The sequence below is a fragment of the Glutamicibacter uratoxydans genome, assembly GCF_050753455.1.
Lineage (GTDB): Bacteria > Actinomycetota > Actinomycetes > Actinomycetales > Micrococcaceae > Glutamicibacter > Glutamicibacter uratoxydans_A.
The window spans coordinates 3144694-3163919 of the sequence record NZ_CP192736.1 but is presented as its reverse complement, the minus strand read 5'-3'; the positions used below and the strand labels follow the sequence as shown (position 1 = coordinate 3163919).

At 58.0% G+C, this 19226-nt stretch carries 15 protein-coding genes and 1 pseudogene; 9 read left to right on the top strand and 7 right to left on the bottom strand.

The window, feature by feature from the left end; all coding sequences use genetic code 11:
• Window positions 1-12: 12 nt before the first annotated feature.
• The gene (locus ACQQZ8_RS14505; protein WP_431710509.1) at window positions 13-1638 is read right to left on the bottom strand and encodes an ABC transporter substrate-binding protein; all 1626 of its coding nucleotides are present in this window, start codon (window positions 1636-1638) and stop codon (window positions 13-15) included.
• A 201-nt stretch (window positions 1639-1839) separates the two neighbouring features.
• On the opposite strand from ACQQZ8_RS14505, the gene ACQQZ8_RS14500 reads away from it, so the two are divergent.
• The gene (locus tag ACQQZ8_RS14500; RefSeq protein ID WP_431710508.1) at window positions 1840-3228 is read left to right on the top strand and encodes an MmgE/PrpD family protein; all 1389 of its coding nucleotides are present in this window, start codon (window positions 1840-1842) and stop codon (window positions 3226-3228) included.
• A gap of 12 nt (window positions 3229-3240) precedes the next feature.
• On the opposite strand, the gene ACQQZ8_RS14495 is transcribed toward ACQQZ8_RS14500, so the two are convergent.
• Window positions 3241-3567 carry a hypothetical protein gene (locus ACQQZ8_RS14495; protein WP_431710507.1) on the bottom strand — a complete coding sequence of 109 codons (327 nt, stop codon included), beginning with the start codon at window positions 3565-3567 and terminating at the stop codon, window positions 3241-3243.
• Between the two features lie 425 nt (window positions 3568-3992).
• Window positions 3993-4121: a hypothetical protein gene (locus ACQQZ8_RS14490; protein ID WP_431710506.1), complete on the bottom strand. Its 129-nt coding sequence runs from the start codon at window positions 4119-4121 to the stop codon at window positions 3993-3995.
• Window positions 4122-4806: 685 nt separating this feature from the next.
• Here ACQQZ8_RS14490 and ACQQZ8_RS14485 point away from each other — a divergent pair.
• The 5 genes and pseudogenes from ACQQZ8_RS14485 (at window position 4807) to allB (ending at window position 11424) form a co-directional block, all read left to right on the top strand.
• Window positions 4807-5604 carry a hydroxypyruvate isomerase family protein gene (locus ACQQZ8_RS14485; RefSeq protein ID WP_431710505.1) on the top strand — a complete coding sequence of 266 codons (798 nt, stop codon included), beginning with the start codon at window positions 4807-4809 and terminating at the stop codon, window positions 5602-5604.
• Window positions 5605-5651: 47 nt separating this feature from the next.
• Window positions 5652-6536, top strand: a complete 885-nt coding sequence (locus tag ACQQZ8_RS14480) for a 2-hydroxy-3-oxopropionate reductase (protein WP_431710504.1) — start codon at window positions 5652-5654, stop codon at window positions 6534-6536.
• Window positions 6537-6870: 334 nt separating this feature from the next.
• A pseudogene (gene gcl / locus ACQQZ8_RS14475) lies at window positions 6871-8691 on the top strand (glyoxylate carboligase).
• Window positions 8692-8847: 156 nt separating this feature from the next.
• A complete protein-coding gene (locus tag ACQQZ8_RS14470; RefSeq protein WP_431710503.1) occupies window positions 8848-9996 on the top strand; it encodes a glycerate kinase in 1149 nt (382 codons plus the stop codon).
• Window positions 9997-10047: 51 nt separating this feature from the next.
• A complete protein-coding gene (gene allB / locus ACQQZ8_RS14465) occupies window positions 10048-11424 on the top strand; it encodes an allantoinase AllB (RefSeq protein ID WP_431710502.1) in 1377 nt (458 codons plus the stop codon).
• A gap of 114 nt (window positions 11425-11538) precedes the next feature.
• On the opposite strand, the gene ACQQZ8_RS14460 is transcribed toward allB, so the two are convergent.
• On the bottom strand, window positions 11539-12138 hold the full coding sequence (locus ACQQZ8_RS14460) for an NADPH-dependent FMN reductase (RefSeq protein WP_431710501.1): 600 nt from the start codon (window positions 12136-12138) through the stop codon (window positions 11539-11541).
• Window positions 12139-12337: 199 nt separating this feature from the next.
• Between ACQQZ8_RS14460 and ACQQZ8_RS14455 the strand changes: the two genes are divergently transcribed.
• Window positions 12338-12634, top strand: coding sequence for an antibiotic biosynthesis monooxygenase family protein (locus tag ACQQZ8_RS14455; protein WP_431710500.1), 297 nt, complete (start codon window positions 12338-12340; stop codon window positions 12632-12634).
• A gap of 189 nt (window positions 12635-12823) precedes the next feature.
• On the opposite strand, the gene ACQQZ8_RS14450 is transcribed toward ACQQZ8_RS14455, so the two are convergent.
• A complete protein-coding gene (locus ACQQZ8_RS14450; protein WP_431710499.1) occupies window positions 12824-13378 on the bottom strand; it encodes a type 1 glutamine amidotransferase domain-containing protein in 555 nt (184 codons plus the stop codon).
• Between the two features lie 377 nt (window positions 13379-13755).
• On the opposite strand from ACQQZ8_RS14450, the gene ACQQZ8_RS14445 reads away from it, so the two are divergent.
• Window positions 13756-14781 (top strand): Ldh family oxidoreductase, encoded by a 1026-nt coding sequence (locus ACQQZ8_RS14445; RefSeq protein WP_431710498.1) that lies wholly within the window; start codon window positions 13756-13758, stop codon window positions 14779-14781.
• A gap of 107 nt (window positions 14782-14888) precedes the next feature.
• Here ACQQZ8_RS14445 and ACQQZ8_RS14440 read toward each other — a convergent pair whose 3' ends face one another.
• Complete coding sequence (locus tag ACQQZ8_RS14440) at window positions 14889-16763, bottom strand: ATP-binding cassette domain-containing protein (protein ID WP_431710497.1); 1875 nt, start codon at window positions 16761-16763, stop codon at window positions 14889-14891.
• A 2-nt stretch (window positions 16764-16765) separates the two neighbouring features.
• Window positions 16766-17419 (bottom strand): ABC transporter permease, encoded by a 654-nt coding sequence (locus ACQQZ8_RS14435; RefSeq protein ID WP_431710496.1) that lies wholly within the window; start codon window positions 17417-17419, stop codon window positions 16766-16768.
• An 81-nt stretch (window positions 17420-17500) separates the two neighbouring features.
• On the opposite strand from ACQQZ8_RS14435, the gene ACQQZ8_RS14430 reads away from it, so the two are divergent.
• Window positions 17501-18937: an IS1380 family transposase gene (locus ACQQZ8_RS14430; protein WP_431710495.1), complete on the top strand. Its 1437-nt coding sequence runs from the start codon at window positions 17501-17503 to the stop codon at window positions 18935-18937.
• The last annotated feature ends 289 nt before the right edge of the window (window positions 18938-19226 follow it).

The following is a 19226-nucleotide window of genomic DNA, read 5'->3' as shown; positions in this document are numbered from 1 at the left end:
ACCGTGCTCCCCCTAGGACTCTTTCTTCCAGATTTGACGCCAATCTGGTTCGGAAACGCCGACGCGAACACCTGGAAACCCGCCAACCTCGTCACCGACGTACCAACCGTCGCTGTGGGCAACCAGCGGAGTGATTGGCACCCATTCGGCCAATACTTCCTGAATGTCAGCGTAGATCTCAGACTTGCGGTCCTGACCTTCCTGAGTCTTTAACTCGTCCAATAGGACATCTAAGTCAGGGTTGCCCACCTGGCTGAAGTTACCGGTGGAGTTGCTGTGGTAACCGGTGCGCAACAACTGGTCGAATTCTTCACGAACGTCCACGTAGCGGTGCTGGGCCTGGAATTTTCCGGCCAAGGCTTCGGTCACCATGGTTGGCTGATCAGCAACATTGATATTCATGGTGATGCCAGCGTCCTGGAGCATCTGCTGCATGACTGCAGCCTGCTTCTGGAACTCCGGCGGACTGGTGGTAGTCACGGTGAACTCGGCCTTGCCTCCGTCAGCCTCGTACTCCGTGACTAGCTTCTTTGCCGCTTCCACATCAAAGGTTGGCCAGTCCGTTTCCACGAAGTGGGGGTTTGATGTTGGAACCATGCCCTGCATCGGGGTATGGAGGCCGTCAAAGACCGCCTCATTCAAGGCGTTCAGATCGAGTGCATGAATGACCGCGGTACGAAAGCGGACATCATCGAATGGCTCTTCAGCCAGGTTGTACAGCAGATTGTAGTAGCTGCCATCTGGCTGGTAGAGAGCTGTTAGACCAGCCGCTTCTGCCTGCACCATATCCGTGGCGGCTTTGGAGGATCCCATGTCAATGTCCCCGGCCTGAGCCGCCGCAAGACGTGCTTGGGAGTCCGTGGTGTTCTTGAACGTCAATTCATCCAAGTATGGATATTCATCCATGTAGTAATCCGGATTGCGTTCCAGAACCACATCTCCGCCGGATTGGAAGGACTTCACCTTGAACGGGCCAGCACCTACAGGTTTGGCGCCAAAGGAGTCGCCGAGTTCCTTCACTGCCGTCGGAGAAGGGATCATTGACGGCCCGCCGGGAATGCCCCAGACAAAGACCTTCGGGAAGGTCATGTTTGGTTCCTTGAGCACCATCTCCAGCGTAAGATCATCCGGGGTGTTCATGGATTCAATCTGACGCACGTCACCAGCAGCGCGGGACATTGAACCCTCCGCAGCCAGATTCTCGAGGTGGGCGACAATAGCCTGTGCGTTGAAGTCGGTGCCATCGGTGAACTTAACGGCTGCTGGTAGCTTCATGATCCAGGTCTTGCCACCATCGGTGGTTTCGATCGACTCGGCCAGCTCCGGAACAACATCGCCATTGGCATCGTACACGAAGAGAACATCGAAAATGGCGCGCATCACCGCGGCCCCGCTACCCACTGAAGTCGTCGGGTCCAAGGATTCGACGGGAGCAAAGTGCCCCACAGTCAATGCGCCACCCCTGACCGGGTCACCCAAGGCTAGTGCCTGAGCCCCGGAGTCGGTGATATAGACCCCCTCGGCCAACTCTCCGCTTGACGTGCCAGATGTTGTCGGCGACTCATTGCCCGACCCACATCCCGCCAGTGCGAGTGACAAGCTGGCAATGCCGACCAGCATTAGATTCTTGACCTTCAAGATGTTCCCTCTCATGTAGCCGAAGTGATCGACAAACACTGCCGAAACTCGGTACTCCTATTACAAGCTGATACAAATACGGATCGAAATCTTCAGTAGAAAATCGTGATTTAGCGCACTTGCCTGTCTTGGATATGAACGCTAGCATGACTTCCATGCATCTGTATACCGATGGGCGCAAGTTAATTCAAGGGAGTCCGAATGAGTGGGTTGGCCAAGCTATTGGGGCAGTGGAGTGCGGGGGTTCGGTGGGAAGATCTCACTGAGGATCAGCGCACGCGCGTCCTGAACTCACTGATCGACACCATCGGTGTCGCAATTTCCGGTTCCCGTGCACCGGAGTTCGCTGAAATTCAGGCCTATATATCTGCCGCGTATCCGCAAGAGGCCGGTCAGGCCAAGATTTGGGGGACCGACGAGAATGCCTCGGTCACCAAGGCGGCGCTGGCCAACGCCACCGCCGGACACTTGATGGATTTTGATGATGTGCACTATGACATCCATGGGCATGCCAGTACCGTGATCGTTCCGGTGATTATCGCTATCGCCCAAGAGCGAGAGCTGCAGTTCTCCTCGGTCCTCAACGGATATGTGGTTGGCGTGGGTGTCATGAACGCCGCCAGTAAAATCTTTGGCCCACAACATTACTCGGTGGGCTGGCACTCGACGTCAACCTGTGGGGTCATTGGTGCTGCCGCGGCCGCCGCGGCTACTCTGGGGCTGAAGGCTGACCAAATTGCGACTGCGATCTCCGCTGCCGCCTCCATGTCGGTAGGCATTCGTGCTAACTTTGGTACCCCACTGAAGCCCATTCATGCTGGCTTAGCTGCGCGAGCCGGGATCGAAGCGGCATTTATGGCCGAAGTCGGTATCCTCGCCTCGCCAGTTGCGCTGGAAGGAAAATTGGGTGCCGTGAAGGTTTATGGAGATGGAAGCTGGCCGGACAGTTACAGCGAACCACTCCACGTTGCCGTTCAGGCAGCACAAGATGGCCTCGACTCATTGGGTTTGAAGCTCTACCCCTGCTGCCGTGGCTCGCACTATGCGGTGGATGCGGCCCTCGAAGTCTACGACGCGCTGGATTCTAGTGAGAAAATCCAGAAAATTAACGTGGTTGTGCCGCTGGGTACGCGCACCGCGCTGATTTATGACGACCCCACTTCGGGACTCGAGGCGAAGTTTAGTTTGCCCTATGTCATTGCGTCGGCCCTAGCTCACGGAATCCCGCGACCAGCGCACTTCCAAGATAAGGCGGTGCACGATCCATTCACCCGAGAGCTGATGGGGTTGATCGACGTGGAAGAAGACGTATCCAATGGAGATCTGTCTTCCGGGATGGAGGGACGCTACGCGTGGATAGAGGTAGTCACCGACGCCGGGAAGCGGGTGCAGGCACGAGTGGATGATGCCAAAGGCTCTTTCTCCCGTCCGCTGAGCATCGCTGAGGTTAATGAGAAGTTCTTGGTGACCGCCGCACCATTGGGGGCCGACAGCGCCCGCGCTGCGCTGGAGCTGTTGCGTTCGGTCTCCCCTGAGGTAAAGGTCAGCGAACTGTTCGCCGCGCTCTATCGCTCGAAGGTCAACAGCTAAGAGTGCTGAAACCTAACGCTGGGCTTGGTTGCCGCTATGGCCGGCGGCGTGAGCATCCAATACGCGCTGAACGAAGCCTGCGTACTCGTCCATGTAATACTGTAGGAATCCGCGGGTGGATTCGTTGGTGATGGTGCCGTCTTCGGCATAATTGCCCAAATGATCTTCGGTGAACTGTATCCGAAAAATCTCGCCATCTCCGCGCCGGAACCCTTGGTTCTGGACCTCGCCTGCTCCACACGGTTCTACTTGAGCGTATTCGGTTGGCTCATCAGTGTATTCGATGTGGCTGTCAACCTGTGATTCCAGCGCCTCGCACGAAGATCTGAAACAGGCCATGGCGGATTCACAGCAGGGCCGTGTCGCTAGATTTATTCATGCTCATTTACCGTGTTCTGGACTTCCCCGATGAGGATGTTGAGCATGCCATGTTTCCAATTTCGCGGGTAGTGACGGTACTGAAGGCTATTCCCTCCTGGACCTCAAAGAACCTATGGCTCCCGCCCATAACCACTGTCCGGTGTTGGATGACGCGGGAGGGCCGAGCGGGGTCATTGCGCTCATTGCTTGTTGCGGAGCAGCTTGGCTGCGGATTGACCGGTCACCCAGATCATGCCCGAACCCCTTTGTGCTCCCACACGCATGAGCTTGCCCGATGCGCAGAGGTGTGAATCCTACCTCTGTCTAGTTCGGGTTCAACTCACCGACTGCTGCAGAGGATACCGGGTTCACGATATTGCTAGGCGGTTGGCTGCCGAAAAGCGTCAGTCGATGTCGTTGAGCTCCAGGCTTCGGCCTTCACGAGTCGCCCCGATGGTGGTTGCCGCAGCGCCCAGCATCACGGCCCGGCATGCTTCGCTCAGCCACAGTTTGCGATTGGCCCTGCGCGTCATGAGTGCGGTGATGAGCGGAGCGGCCCCGCGTCAAAGCTCGAAGAGCTTTTGGAAGGTCAATGATGTGGCCGTATGCCTCATTCGGGTGGGGGTAGCTCGGCAGTGAAAGCGGGGTAGGGCCAGGCGTGATGGCCTAGCATAGGGCGCCGGCATCGTCATTGCCATGCCGAATTCCCGGAGGGTTTCCATCTGCAACAGCGGGAGAATCGGATAGATGGCCAATGTTCCTTAGATCGTGCCGAACAACACCATATTGGAAAACTGGAAAGGGCTTTGGGTGGTTGCCCTCCAGTGGAGTGGGGGCGCTTCGCAGCCCGAACGATCGGGAGCCGTTGATCAGCATTACGGACTCGGGGCGCCACTGCGCCATTTTGGTCGCACTAGATTCGGTGCGTTCTGACGAATCTGGCGATGCCGTGCGAGTCGAAAGTCTGGCAATAATCGCAGCGGGGTCGGGCTTTAATTTCGCACTTTCCATGTGCGGCTTACCGGTGTCGGAATTTTAGCTATGTGGCCCAATCGGCGAGCTGTCGGTGTATGCCGTCCGGCAATTGCGGGATGGGGTCCGGTAGTTTCACTATTTTGCCCTTGACAGTGACGCACCTCTCCTCCTAAAGTTTTCATAAAGCAAAATATAAATTCCACGAAACGGAATTTATGCCTAGCTTGTGAAGGTAGATCCACCATGACTTACACCGTGAACTGCTCAATCCTTTTCACCGAACTACCCATCCTTGAACGGGCCGCGGCCGCCAAGGCTGCCGGTTTTGACAGTGTGGAATTCTGGTGGCCCTTTGTCGACGCTGTTCCCGCGGATAGGCAGGTGGATTCCTTCGTTACTTCGCTGCATGATGCGGGGGTGCAACTTGACGGACTGAACTTCTTCGCCGGCGACATGCCCGCGGGGGACCGCGGCATCGTCTCCTGGAAGGGACGCTGCTCGGAGTTCACCGACAATGCAAACGTAGTTGCCGCCATCGCTGAGGCCACCGGATGCCAATCGTTCAATGCCCTCTATGGCAACCGTATGGCGGGCTACACCGCCGCCGAACAAGATGAACTAGCGCTGCAGAACCTCTTAGCGGCCACCGCGGCAGTGGCCCGTGTCAATGGCACCGTCCTCATCGAGTCGGTCTCGGGTGCGAATGCCTACCCGCTGAAAACCGCCGCTGATGCGTTAGCGGTGGTTGACCGGGTCAAGGCGGCGGGCGGAAACAATATCGCCCTGCTCGCCGACTTTTACCACTTGGCGGTCAACAATGATGATGTGCCGGCGCTCATCGAAGCCCACGCGAAAGATTTTGGGCATATCCAAATCGCTGATAATCCGGGCCGTGGGGCACCGGGTACCGGGCAGCTTCCGCTGCTGCAATGGATCGATCGCAGCCGGGAACTAGGTTACCGCGGAAAGGTATCCCTGGAATATAGGCAGGACATCACCACCGCTTTCAACTGGCTGAACACTTCGCCGACTCACGTCTAGAGCTTCACTCCCGCTACAAATCACACCTCAACGTTGGAGTAACCATCATGTCGCAGAACGTCGCCTTCATAGGATTGGGCATTATGGGTCTTCCCATGGCCAAGAATCTTCTCAACGCCGGTTTTCAATTCACCGGCTATAACCGCAGCCCCGATAAGGGTGAACGGCTGGTCGCCGCGGGAGGCAACAGCGCCAACACCGTGGCCGAAGCCGTCCAGGACGCTGACATCATCATTACCATGGTGCCCGACTCCCCGGACGTCGAAGCCATCGTGAACGGGGACGGCGGAGTTTTTGCCCATGCCAAGCCCGGGGCCATCTGGATCGATAATTCATCAATTCGCCCAGATGTCTCGGTTCGTCTGGCCCGGCTGGCACGTGAGGCGGGAATCCGCCCGTTGGATGCCCCCGTTTCGGGAGGCGAACAAGGTGCCATCAATGCGACGCTCTCAATTATGGTCGGGGGCGAACCCACCGATTTTGAGGCCGCCCGCCCGGTGCTCGAAGCGGTAGGTCAAACCATCGTTTTGGTCGGCCCCGCGGGCTCCGGACAAACCGTCAAGGCTGCCAACCAGCTGATTGTGGCCGCTAATATCCAAGCTCTTTCCGAGGCTGTAGTATTTCTCGAAGCCTACGGGGTGGATACCGATGCGGCGCTGACGGTACTCGGTGGCGGACTGGCCGGTTCCAAGGTTCTGGAGCAAAAGGGTCAAAAGATCCTTGACCGAGAATTTGCGCCCGGATTCCGGTTGTCCCTTCACCACAAAGACATGGGTATCGTCACCAGTGCAGCTCATGAAGCAAACGTAAACTTGCCGCTGGGTGCCCTCGTTGCCCAACTTGTTGGGTCCACCGTCGCCAGTGGTGACGGCGACCTCGATCATTCAGGACTCTTCCGCGGTGTAGAACGCCTCAGCGGTAAAGGCCAGTAACGCCACCGACACAAAACTCCTGCGGTGGGCCGCAGCAGCGGAACGCCGGCGGCCCAGTGGACAAGCCGATACATGCTAGGGGTACCGCAAAGTACGCGAGGCCAGTGATTCGCTGAATTTCTCCTGGATCCTGGCCCACGGGCTAGCTGCCACCTTGTCGGAACCCACGTGCTCTGGCATGGCCCGGAAAAGGTGTGATGAGCCGTAAACTCCACGGGCCCCGTGATTGCCTCGTATCCCTCGTGCACGGACCCGCCGCAGGTTCCTTTTTCCAGAACAGTATTCGTAATGCCGTTGCACGGCCGAATACCCCATCAGAGGATGTGTGATTCCCATGCCTAAAATGCGCGCCGTCGACGCCATCGTTCAAATCCTGCACAAGGAGGGCGCTGTTGAGGCCTTCGGGCTGCCCGGGGCGGCCATTACCCGTTGTACTCCGCCATGAAGGCAGACGGCGGGATCAGACACACGCTGCACCGTCATGTGGAAGCTGCCTCCCACGCCGCGGACGGATATTCACGAGCCACCGGCAAGATTGGTTTATGCCCGGGAACCTCCGGCCCGGCCGGCACCGACATGATCACCGGCCTCTATGCCGCGATCGCCGATTCCATCCCAATCCTGTGCATTACCGGCCAAGCCCCCACGAATGTGCTGCACAAGGAGGACTTTCAGGCGGTAGATATTGAGTCCATTGCCAAGCCGGTGACCAAATATGCGGTGACGGTGCTGGAACCGGGCTTGGTCCCGGGCACCTTCGCCAAGGCTTTCCAGGTGATGCGTTCAAACCGTCCCGGCCCGGCACTGATCGATCTGCCCATCAACGTCCAATTGGCAGAAATCGACTTTGACATTGATACCTACGAGCCGCTGCCGGTACAGAACCCGCGGGCCAGCCGGATCCAAGCCGAAAAAGCGCTGGATCTGATCAGCTCCGGGAGCAAGCCGATCATCATCGCCGGAGGCGGGGTCATTAACGCCAACGCCAGCGAAAAGCTCGTCGAACTCGCCGAGGAATTAAACATTCCGGTGTCCCCGACCTTGATGGGGTGGGGAGCGATCCCCGACCTTGATGGGGTGGGGTGCGATCCCCGATGATCACCGGCTGCAATCGGGCATGGTGGGCATCCAGACCCACACGAAGTACGGTAACGCCACCTTCTTAGAAGCCGACGTGGTTCTTGGCCTCGGGAATCGTTGGGCCAACCGCCACACCGGTGGGTTGGAAACCTACCGCGGGAACCGCAGATTTATTCACGTTGACGTCGAGCCCACCCAAATCGGCCGGGTATTTAGTCCGGACCTGGGGATTGTTTCGGACGCCGGCGCCGCCATTGACGCAATCTTAGAGGTTGCGCGCGAACGCAAGGCAGCCGGCACCCTGCCCGACTACTCGCACTGGGCGGATTCGGCCACGGCCCGGAAATCAACCGGGCACCGCAAAACCAACTTTGACGATATGCCGATCAAGCCACAGCGGGTCTATCAGGAAATGAATGCCGCCTTCGGCCGCGACACCACCTACGTTTCCACCATTGGACTGAGCCAGATCGCCGGGGCACAACTGCTGCACGTGTACGGGCCACGCCGCTGGATTAATGCCGGGCAGGCCGGGCCGTTGGGCTGGACCGGTCCGGCCGCCTTGGGCGTGGTGCGCGGTAAGCCGGGCGAAAATGTGGTGGCGCTCTCGGGGGATTACGACTTCCAATTCATGCTCGAAGAGCTGGCCGTGGGGGCACAGTTCAACCTCCCGTACATCCATGTGGTGGTCAATAACTCGTACCTGGGTTTGATTCGTCAGTCACAGCTACCCTTTGACATGGATTATCACGTCTCCTTGGGCTTCGATAACATCAACTCTCCGGAAACCAAAGGCTACGGGGTGGACCATGTGAAGGTCGCCGAGGGATTGGGACGCAAGGCCGTGCGCATTGAAGACCCCGAAGAGCTGGCCCATGGTTTCGCTCAAGCCAACCGCTTGGCCCAGGAGCACCGGGTTCCGGTGGTGGTGGAAGTGATCCTAGAAAAGGTCACCAATGTCGCCATGGGTGGGCAACTGAATGCCGTGAATGAATTCGAGGATCTTGCACTGGATGCCGCCGATGCCCCGACCGCGCTGGTGCCGCTGGGTGCCGCAGCACTGAACATCCGCTAGGCCCGTCATCACACCCATGGCGCTACATCGCCAGGCCGGATGTGTGCACAATGGTCACATAAAGAATGTGACCGCAGGCACCATCCGGCTTCGGCTCCAAACATACTGAAATCAGAAATGATGGCCGTGCCGGACCGAGTGAAAGGTGGTGGCGGAATGAAGATCGTAATCGCCTCCGATAAGTTCAAGGGCACCCTCACCGGTGCCGAGGTTGCCGCGGCCTTGACTCGCGGGCTGCAACGAGTCATCCCTGATGGGCAGATTCTGACGATACCGGTAGCCGACGGTGGGGAAGGCACGGTACAGGCGGCCCTGGCCAGCGGATATTCCGCCCAGCAAGTAGAAGTGACCGGACCGACCGGACAACGCATTGAAGCTAGTTACGCGCTGCACGGGGAACAAGCCGTGATCGAAATGGCGGCGGCCTCCGGATTGGAACAGTTGCCCGAACAACGGATGGAACCGTTGACCGCCACCAGTTACGGTACCGGTGAACTGATCACCCACGCGTTAGCCACCGGTGCCCGCCAGATCATCCTTGGTGTGGGAGGTTCGGCCACCACCGATGCCGGGGCAGGAATGCTCCAGGCCTTGGGGGTGAGCCTTACTGACCGGCACGGTATGGAGCTACCAGGTGGTGGCGCAGCATTGGCCGAGCTGGAGCACATTGATCTAAGAAATATTAACCCGGCATTGCGTCAGGCATCCATGGTGTTGGCCGCAGACGTAGATAACCCGCTGACCGGTGCACGGGGCGCCGCGAAAATTTTCGGTCCCCAAAAGGGTGCCAGCCCGCAGGACGTGCAGCGTCTTGATGCCGCACTGGAACACTTTGCGGATCTGTTGGAACAGCAGCTCGGTACCAGAAGCCGTAATACCCCGGGGGCCGGTGCGGCCGGCGGGATGGGGTTTGCCGCGATCGCACTGCTTGGTGCCGAACGGCGCCGCGGTATTGACGTGGTGTTGGAATTGACCGGGCTTGCCCGGGCCCTGGAGGGGGCCGATGCCGTGATTACCGGTGAAGGCAGCCTCGATCAGCAATCTCTTGAGGGTAAAACCCCGATCGGCGTATCTGAAATGGCCTTCGCCCATGGTGTGCCGGTCTATGCGGTCTGTGGGCGCACCACCTTGAACGAGCATGAACTACGCGGTGCGGGAATCAGGCACACCATCGCCCTGGTGGATTTGGTCAAGGATCCGGCCGAAGCCATGACCCGCTCACACCAGCTGGTCGCCGCGGCCGCGGAACACCTGGCAGACTTCATCCTCGCAGAACACACGGCGAATACCGCGCACCACCACTGAGCGGCACCGACCGAATAATACTCAACGCACTACCAAGGGATCGTACAAACCATGAGCACAGAAGCAGCGAGCAGAGTCGGTAAAAACGCGACCACCCACTTTGACCTCGTGCTGCGCGGTCAGCGCGTCCTGACAACCGCAGGAATTTCCGCGCGCGAGGTCGGCGTCAAGGATGGAAAAATTGTGGCGATCGAACCCTTAGGCAACAATCTCGATGCCGCTCGCATCGTTGAGATCGGCGCCGACGAGGTCCTGATCCCGGGCCTGGTCGACACCCACGTACACGTCAACGAGCCGGGACGAACCGAGTGGGAGGGGTTCGAATCTGCGACTAAGGCAGCGGCTGCCGGGGGAGTGACCACCATCATCGATATGCCCTTGAACTCCATCCCACCCACGGTGAACCTTGACGCGCTTGAGATCAAACGAGCCGCAGCCAGCACCAAGGCCTTTGTCAATATTGGTTTCTGGGGTGGTGCGATCCCGGGAAATAAAAAGGATCTACGCACACTGCATGACGCCGGCGTCTTTGGTTTCAAATGCTTCCTGCTGCATTCGGGGGTGGACGAATTTCCTTCACTGAGCGTGGAGGAAATGGAAGAGGACATGGTCGAACTTCAGCGGTTCGACTCGTTGATGATTGTGCATGCCGAAGATTCTCAGGCCGTGGAACGTGCCCCGGCGGCGCAGGGTGATCAATACAAGCGGTTCCTCAAGTCACGACCCCGCGGTGCAGAAAATGTGGCCATTGCCCAGGTGATCGAGCGGGCCCGGTGGACCGGGGCACGCGCCCACATCCTGCACCTGTCCAGTTCGGATGCTCTGGCGATGATCAAAACGGCGAAAGCCGAGGGGGTGAAAATCACCGTCGAGACCTGCCCGCACTATTTGACGCTTCTGGCCGAGGAAATCCCGAATGGAGCGACCGCCTTTAAATGCTGCCCGCCCATCCGTGAAGCATCGAATCGGGAACTGCTGTGGAAGGGATTGGAAGAAGGCGTGATCGACTGCATCGTGTCGGACCACTCACCCTCCACCATTGACCTGAAGGACGTGGACAATGGGGACTTCGGTGTGGCCTGGGGTGGAGTTGCGTCACTTCAGCTAGGTCTACCGTTGATCTGGTCGGAGGCCAAGCAGCGCGGCATCGGCCTGGAACAAGTTATTGACTGGATGTCGTCCCGGCCGGGCGGTTTGGCTGGCTTAACAAACAAGGGAGCCATCGCGCTAGGAAACGATGCCGACTTCGCGGTTTTCGCACCGGAGGACTCCTTCGTGGTGGACGTGACCACGTTGCATCACAAGAACCCGATTTCGCCCTACCAGGGTAAACGCCTGGAAGGCGTGGTGCGATCTGCGATCGTCGGCGGGACAGAGGTGGATTTCCGCACGCCACAGGGCAAACTGCTGCGTCGCGGTGAAGCCTAAGACCGCGTGAAATACCGGCGACCGCTGCGAGCGGCCACCAAAGCAAAAAAGAGCACTGCGGATCTGCTGGGAAGATTCCTCAGTGCTCTTTGAAGCCTCGTGGCATGCGTGAGCTTACTTGGCCGGTGAGTTGGGGTCACCAATGTGGCCGGCAGCGTTTGCGTCCAGCACACGCTGCACAAAAGCAACGTATTCATCCATGTAGTGCTGCAAGAATTCACGCGTGGAGTCGTCGTTGATGGTTCCGTCGTCGCTGAAGGTTTCAGGGTTGAAACTTAAATAAGCCTCGGGAGAGTTCAACTGTGGTGCGTCGAGGAAGCTGAGCACACTGCGCATATTGGATTGCATGACTGCCGTGCCAATTGCTCCGGGAGAGGCACCGATCAAACCGGTGGGTTTGCGCGCGAAGGAGTTAGTTCCCCAAGGACGCGAGGCCCAGTCAATGGCGTTCTTCAGGGCGCCGGGAATGGAACGGTTGTATTCCGGCGAAATGATCAGTAGTCCATCGGAGGCCTCGATGCTTTGCTTCAGGGCCGTGCCTTCGGCAGGGTAGCTCTCGTCGTAATCCTGACTGTACAGCGGAAGATCCTTGATGGGGATCTCATTGAAGCTCAGGGTGTCTGGCGCCAGCTTGATCAGCGCACGGGAAAGCGTGCGGTTAATGGACGTACTGGACAGGGACCCAACAAAATAACCAATGTTGTATGTAGCCATGGGAACAGTTCAACATTGAATCTTCCATACGGCTAGGGGTAGTCAAAACTTTTAGGAAAACGGCAGGGTAGGTCAGAAAGAACACTTCTAAAAACGTTGGTCGGTCATGACGGCGTCACGGTGAAGCGCGCTGTGCCGTTGTAGGCTGAAGACAAAGTGATCGGTGTCTCGGATGATGCCGGGGATGGAAAGGAACGACATGTCTATTGTTGTCATCAACGCGCTGAAGGTTCCGGCACAGGCTGGCCCGGAATTGGAAAAGCGTTTCGCGGCCCGCAAACACTCGGTGGATAGCTCGCCAGGTTTCGAAGGATTCAAACTTTTGCGTCCGGTCGCCGGCGAGGAGCGTTATTTCGTCTTCACCCAGTGGGCGTCCCGGGAAGACTTTGAAAACTGGCGTGCGCAACGTTCGGATGCGGCGCATGCGGGGTCGGACGCGAAGAAGCCGGTAGCCACCGACGCTGACCTAATGGAATTTGAAATCGTGGAGCTTTAACAGCTCGCTGAAATGGGTCGCATTGGGCCGGCGCGGAGAATTCCACTGGCCCAATGCGACCATTGATATTTTCGGTCCGGGAAGCAACGGCTTCGGGGACTATTCCTTCCCAGGCATGCTCATCATGCACTGCCTCGGATTATTTGAGAGTGGAACCCCACGTCACATCGCGCGAGGGGCTACCGCCTATTAGGCGGAGAGCTCGTCGATAATAGCCTGATTGAACTCATTGAGATCACCCGGATTACGCGAGGTGATCAGCACCCACCCCTGAGCATCACATCGAGATACCGCAGTATCCTTCCACGTTCCACCGGCATTGATGACGTCGGTTTTGATGGACTGGTAGCTGGTCAAGGTTTTTCCCTGGGTCAGGCCCGATTCCACCAGCATCCACGGTCCATGACAGATCGAGGCAATAGGTTTACCTCCGGATGCAAAATTCTTCGTCACGCTTAGGGCAGCGACATCTAGGCGTAAATTGTCGGCGTTCAACGTCCCGCCCGGTAACAATAAGAGGTCGTACTCGTCCGCCGAGACGTTCGCCAGAACCTCATCGACCGGAAACTTCTCACCAAGATCCCAGTCGCCGACCAAGGATTCAACTTCCCCGGAATCTGGTGCGGCAACGGTGACCTGTGCGCCAGCCTGTCGCAACTCATCCACGGGGCTTTTGAGCTCATCTTGTTCCACTCCCCGATTCGAGACCAGAACGAGAACCTTCTTGTTCGATAGATCGGTCATAACAATGCTCCTATCGTTGTGGTTTCGTGGCCATCGTGACAGCTGCCTTGGACGTGGGCAAGCTGCATGTAGTGTTCACTCAGCTTTCTCCTCCTTAGGTACGAGCACCCAGAAGCTACGGAATTTAGGGCATAGACATCCGCGCATGAACCGTTACGGATGGGGCTCCTAGTATCAGACCAGAGCCGTTAGTGGTGAGGCAGCAGCGCCAACGCTCAGGCTTAACCCACAATTCATTCGGGGTGCGCCGGTGTTTTGGACGCTGAGATAAAGTGGGCCATTCAGCGCAATCAGATTTGAAACCTGTTGGGAGCTCGGGCATGATCCGACACAGGAAGTATTCCCGTCCCGTAACGCGAGAGTCGAGGCAATAAGCAATGAAAAATCAAAGCACCGCGGTGGAATCGACGTCCTTTGGATCTCGCGAACTGCATGACTTTACCGTGAATTCCATGATGGGAGTCGGGGCCAGCGAGACTGACGCGCAATATATGGCGCGTCATCTGTTGGCAGCCGAACTGGCCGGGCACTCGTCTCACGGTATGCGGCGGCTTCCCGAATATATTGACCGGGCACTGAGCGGCGTCACCAATGCCGCCGCCCGCGCGACCATTGAGAAAGATTCCGGCGCCCTGGTGGCCATGGACGGCCATCGAACCTACGGGCATTTTGCGATTAGGGACGCCACTACAATTGCGGTACAACGGGCCAAGGATCAGGGCATCAGCGCGGTGACGGTACGCAATAGTGACTTCGCGGGACGATTTGCGCCATTTTGTGAAGATGCGGCCGATGCCGGAGTCATTACGCTGATCTTCGGAAACAACAATGGGTCCCTGCAAAATGTTCTTCCACCGGGAGCTACCCAGCCGCGACTGTCAACGAATCCCATCGCCGCAGGTGTTCCGCGGGCGCAGGCCCCACACATGGTCATTGATTTCGCCACCAGTGCAGTCGCCTCGGGGCGCCTACATTTCGATCAGGACAACGGCGCGGCTATTCCGGAAGAATGGACCGGCCCGGGCGGTCATTTGAAACCATTCGGCGGGTTTAAGGGCTTTGGTTTGGCTCTGCTGGTCGAAGCCTTAGGGGGCGCCCTCTCGGGGTCACAGACCGTATCTGGCCGGGACAGCGAGCAGGCGCAGGGCACCTTGATCATTGCCTTGGACGTGGCGCAGCTGCAGAATCTGGCGGACTATATCGCGCAGGTCGAAGAATTCATTGCGCATGTCAAGGACACCGAACTGGAGTCCGGCGCCAGTGCCGTGCGGGCACCGGGAGAAAACGCCCCAACGGCCGAGCAGCTGGCCGAAGACACCGTATTGCGTATCAACCCGGTGACCTCCTACGCCTTGTTCCAGATTGCTCAGCGACTCAATATCACTGCGCCGACAGCCCTGTAAGAAGCCGGCTCGAACCCAGCGAAGCTTCGCGCTCACGCACAAGATGCCTTGCGGGCGGAACGTATAACGTTCCGCCCGCAAGGCATCTGGTGTATTTCCGGGCGCCCTTAAGAAAACGCCACCCGCTGAGCGGTACGCTGAGGGTTCTCCTTCAGGTTCTTTTCTCCCAGCCCAAAGACCATCAGGTCCTCGCCGACAATGAGATTTCCGGAGAATCCGGCCTGTGCCTGCTGCCATTTTTCTACCGGGGTATTACCCGGAACCAGGTGGGTCAGAACCAGAGTTTTGGCTCCGGCCGCCTCAGCCTGCGGGCCGACCTGTTCAATTGAGGTATGCGCCGCGAGCATATGCTGCATGAGGTTCGGATCAGGTTTGGGGGATTGCGGACCCATCAGGCTATCTACCCAGTCCATGTCGATGCATTCATGCAGCAACAGATCCGCGTTCTTGGCGATAGTGATCAGGTTGTCACATACGCCGGTATCTCCGGAGACAACAATCGATCCGTCCGGGGTGTCAAAGCGGAAGGCAAAGGCCGGGAAGATTGGTCGATGGTCCACCAGGATGGCGGTGACGCGGACATTCTCATCCCGGTATATTTCAAAGGGTTCCATCTGCGGGCTGGGATCCCCATTGGGGTCACTGCCGGTGCTCCCGGGCAGCTCTATGTCATGGAAGGAGAAAATCTCACGCAGATCCTGTTTGGCGTTATCGCGCATCCGATCGTTGATGTCCAGAGCGTAGGCCTGCAACAGTTTTTCGGTGCTTTCCTCTAGGCCCGGTGTTGGCGAACTTGGATTGAAAACTTCCGGCAGATGTTCACGCTTTTCCTCGGCAAAGATCGGCGGTAAGACGCCGCGGTTACCCGGGCCGAAGATTTGGATGGGTTGCTTCAGACCATCGGAGCCGTTGTGCCAAGCCAGCAGGAGCAGGTTTGGATAGTCGACCATATGATCCGAATGATGGTGGGTAACGAAAACTGAACGAACATTGTCCAAGCCTTTTTGGAACCCACTGGGGCCCAATCCGGACTTACGGAATTGTGGTCCCCACCCTTCTCCGAGATCGATCAGGTACACGCAACCGTTAACGGTGATAGCCGTGGAGATCCCGGCCCGATCCGATCCGTCCCACCATGGGGGACCTCCCGCGGTTCCCAGCAGGGTGACGGTGGCGCGATACTGGGCGGCCTGGATCAGTTCGAAAACTTCGGTGCGGTATTGCGCAAATTCAGGCAGCATCTTGGTAGCTAGCTGATCACGCGGTTGTGGCAGATCAATGACAATATTCCGGGTTACCTTGGTTGGCGCGCCCGAGAGCACGATGACCCGGGCGGCAAGATAGACCGATTCATCAATGTCGTGGGTGACAAAGACAATGGTCATCTCGAACTGTTCGCGGACCTTCAGCACCAGGTCTTCCAGCTCAATACGAGTTTGGGCGTCAACCGCCGCAAAGGGCTCATCCATGAGCAAGACATCGGGCTGATAGGCCAACCCGCGGGCGATTGCCGCACGCTGCTGCATCCCTCCGGACATTTGCCAGGGGTAGAGATCACCCTTGCCGGACAGCCCCACGGCATTCAGAACTTCGGCAATGCGAGCGGGCCGTTCAGATTTGCCCAACTTATTCTTCAGCGGCAGCTCGATATTCTGGGCCACCGTCATCCATGGCATTAACGAGCGGCTATAGTCCTGGAAGACCACGGCCAGTTTCGCCGGTGGTTCGGTCACCTCGGTTCCTTCAAAGACAGTCATCCCGTCGGTAGGCTCCTGCAAGCCGGCCATGCAACGGAGCAAGGTGGTTTTACCGGAGCCGGAAGGGCCGACGATGCAGACGAACTCGCCGCGGTGAATCCTCACATCAATGCCGTCAAGGATCGCAATTGGACCGTAGGACTTGCGCAGTGAACGCAGTTCCAGCAGCACCTCGTTGCCGAAGTCGCTATCGCTGGGACGCATATTTGCAGTGGTTTCGTTCATGGCTAGGAGCCCTTTCCTGAAGTAGCGAGCATTTGGGACTGCCAACGCAGTACCCGGTGTTCCAGACGGAGGAATAGCAGGTTGGCTAGATAGCCGAACAATCCCAGCAGGAGGGTGCCAGCCCAAGTTTCAGCTACCTCGAAGGTCTGCTGTGAATTAAGCAGGTAATAACCGATGCCGTTAGTGGAAGCGACCATCTCCGAGACCACGATGAGGATGATCGAGATCTGCAAGGTGGTGCGCAGTCCCGCAAAGATTTGCGGACCGGCATTGGGAAGTACGACGTAGCGGATATGCTGCGACATTTTCAGACGGTAGGAACGCGTCACGTCTTCCAGCTGCGAGTCCAACGACCTGACCCCGTCGATGGTATTGAGCAGGGTTGGCCAGATCGCTCCGAAAGCGATGATGGAAATATTCATCCCGGCGCCGATCCCAAAGACGACCATGCCGATGGGGAGCAACACCGGGGGCGGGAGTGAACGCAGGAACTGCACGATCGGCTCACTGGCTGCCCGTAGTACCGGGGATAAACCGATGCACAACCCCAAGACAATGCCCAGCACACTGGTAATGGTGAATCCGGCCAGGAATTTACCAATACTTGGCAGCAGGTGGGTGACTAGCCCAGTGGTTTCATGACGGGGCTCCGTCATTAACAAAGAAAAGGTGACCTGAACAGGGAAAATAGGAGTTGTTGAAGCTCTAAAATACCCGTTCGAAGGATCACCTTTTCGATGATCAATTCTACCCTGACTTACCCCACGCCGCGCGTTGAACTCACCGACCAGCACCTGATTTCCCACGCTGGACTGAGCGCTATGGGTGACCTGCTAAACGCTGTGGATTTCAGGGCCCTGTGCGAGGACCGGTTCTCCCAGTTCGTCCCCAAAGCTGCGATTCATCGTCCAGGGAAAATCATCGCGGACCTGGTGCTCACCCTCGCCGCTGGGGGCGAGCAGGCCTGCGATCTGGATATCCTGCGCACCAGTGCCGGGGTGTTCGGCCCCGTTAGCTCCGAGGCCACGGTCAGCCGGTTCATGGGGCGGGTTAAACATATGCCCGAGGCGTTCACCTACGGGTACCAGACCATGAGTAAGACCCTGCGCTCCAGGCTCTGGGCGGCGGCCGGTGACCGGAACCCGGCGAAGCGCGCCACCAGGATCAACCCGTTAATCATTGACATTGACGCCACACTCGTTCAGGCGCATTCGGACAAACAGGGTGCGGCGGGCACCTATAAGGGCGGGTACGGTTTCGCTCCTATGATCGCTTGTCTCGACTATGGGCAGGGGTATGGCACCGGAGAAATCTTGGCCGTGCTGCTGCGCTCAGGGAACAAGGGCGCGAACAGCGCCAAGGACCACATCGAAGTTTTGTCGCAGGCACTGGCAGTGCTGCCCGATGACTTTTACGACGATCACGGCGTGCTGATTGGTGAGAAGCTGCTGGTGCGCACCGATTCAGCTGGTGCTTCCCGGGAATTTTTGAACCTCCTGGATTTGTTGGGCCTCCAGTTCAGTACCTCGTATTCCCTGCCCGTGATTAAGGAACGCGAGATCGGGTGGATCAGTCAGAAGAAATACTGGGAGCCGGCGATTGATCAGCATGGTCAGCAGTTGCGTGATGTGTGGGTTGTGGACGCCACCGAGGTGATGAAGCTGAAGGCTTATCCGCCGAATACCCGGATCTATGTGCGGGCTGAGCCCCTGCATTCGGGAGCGAAAGCTTCTTTATTCGATACGGACGGGAACAGGGTCACCGCGTTTCTCACGAACAGCCCGTACTACAACATTGCTGAACTTGATCGCCGGCATCGGGCTCGTGGACGATGCGAGAACCGTATCAAGTCCCTGAAACATGCCGGGTTGGGCAAGCTGCCCTATTGGTCGTTTGCCGCGAATCAGGCCTGGGCGTTACTCGCGGCGCTGGCGGTGAATCTGCCGGCGTGGGTGCAACTGTCGGTGCTGCCGGTGGGGCATCAGGCATCGGTTTGGGACCTGAAGCGGTGGCGGTACCGGTTGTTTAGTATTGCGGGGAAGCTGGTGCGCAGCGGCAGGCAGGCGAAGCTGCTCATCCCTAAACATGCTCCGGAAGCTGGGCTGTTCACACTCATCGGTGATGTCTGCCAGAAGCTGCATCAGCGGTGGCGGCAGGGGCACCTTACCGCCTGAATCCAGGGTCCTGTTCAATAACCGTGGCGAGATGAAAGAGCATCAGAAGTTTCGAGGAGGTGGACCTCGACGCCCTACGGCTGGCGCACCCCAGCCCACGCCGTCCTGCCCGAAAACAAGGATGGCCGCTGACCTACGAGAATTTCGGGGGGTCAGCGGCCTTCAGGCAACCGATGAAACAACTGGGCTAAGCCCAATACCGTTTACTTAAGATCTTTCGGGACGCGTTTCAACGGCCAGTTCGACATTTTCCGTTTCACCACCCGAGGGTTGGTACGCTCGCGGCGCA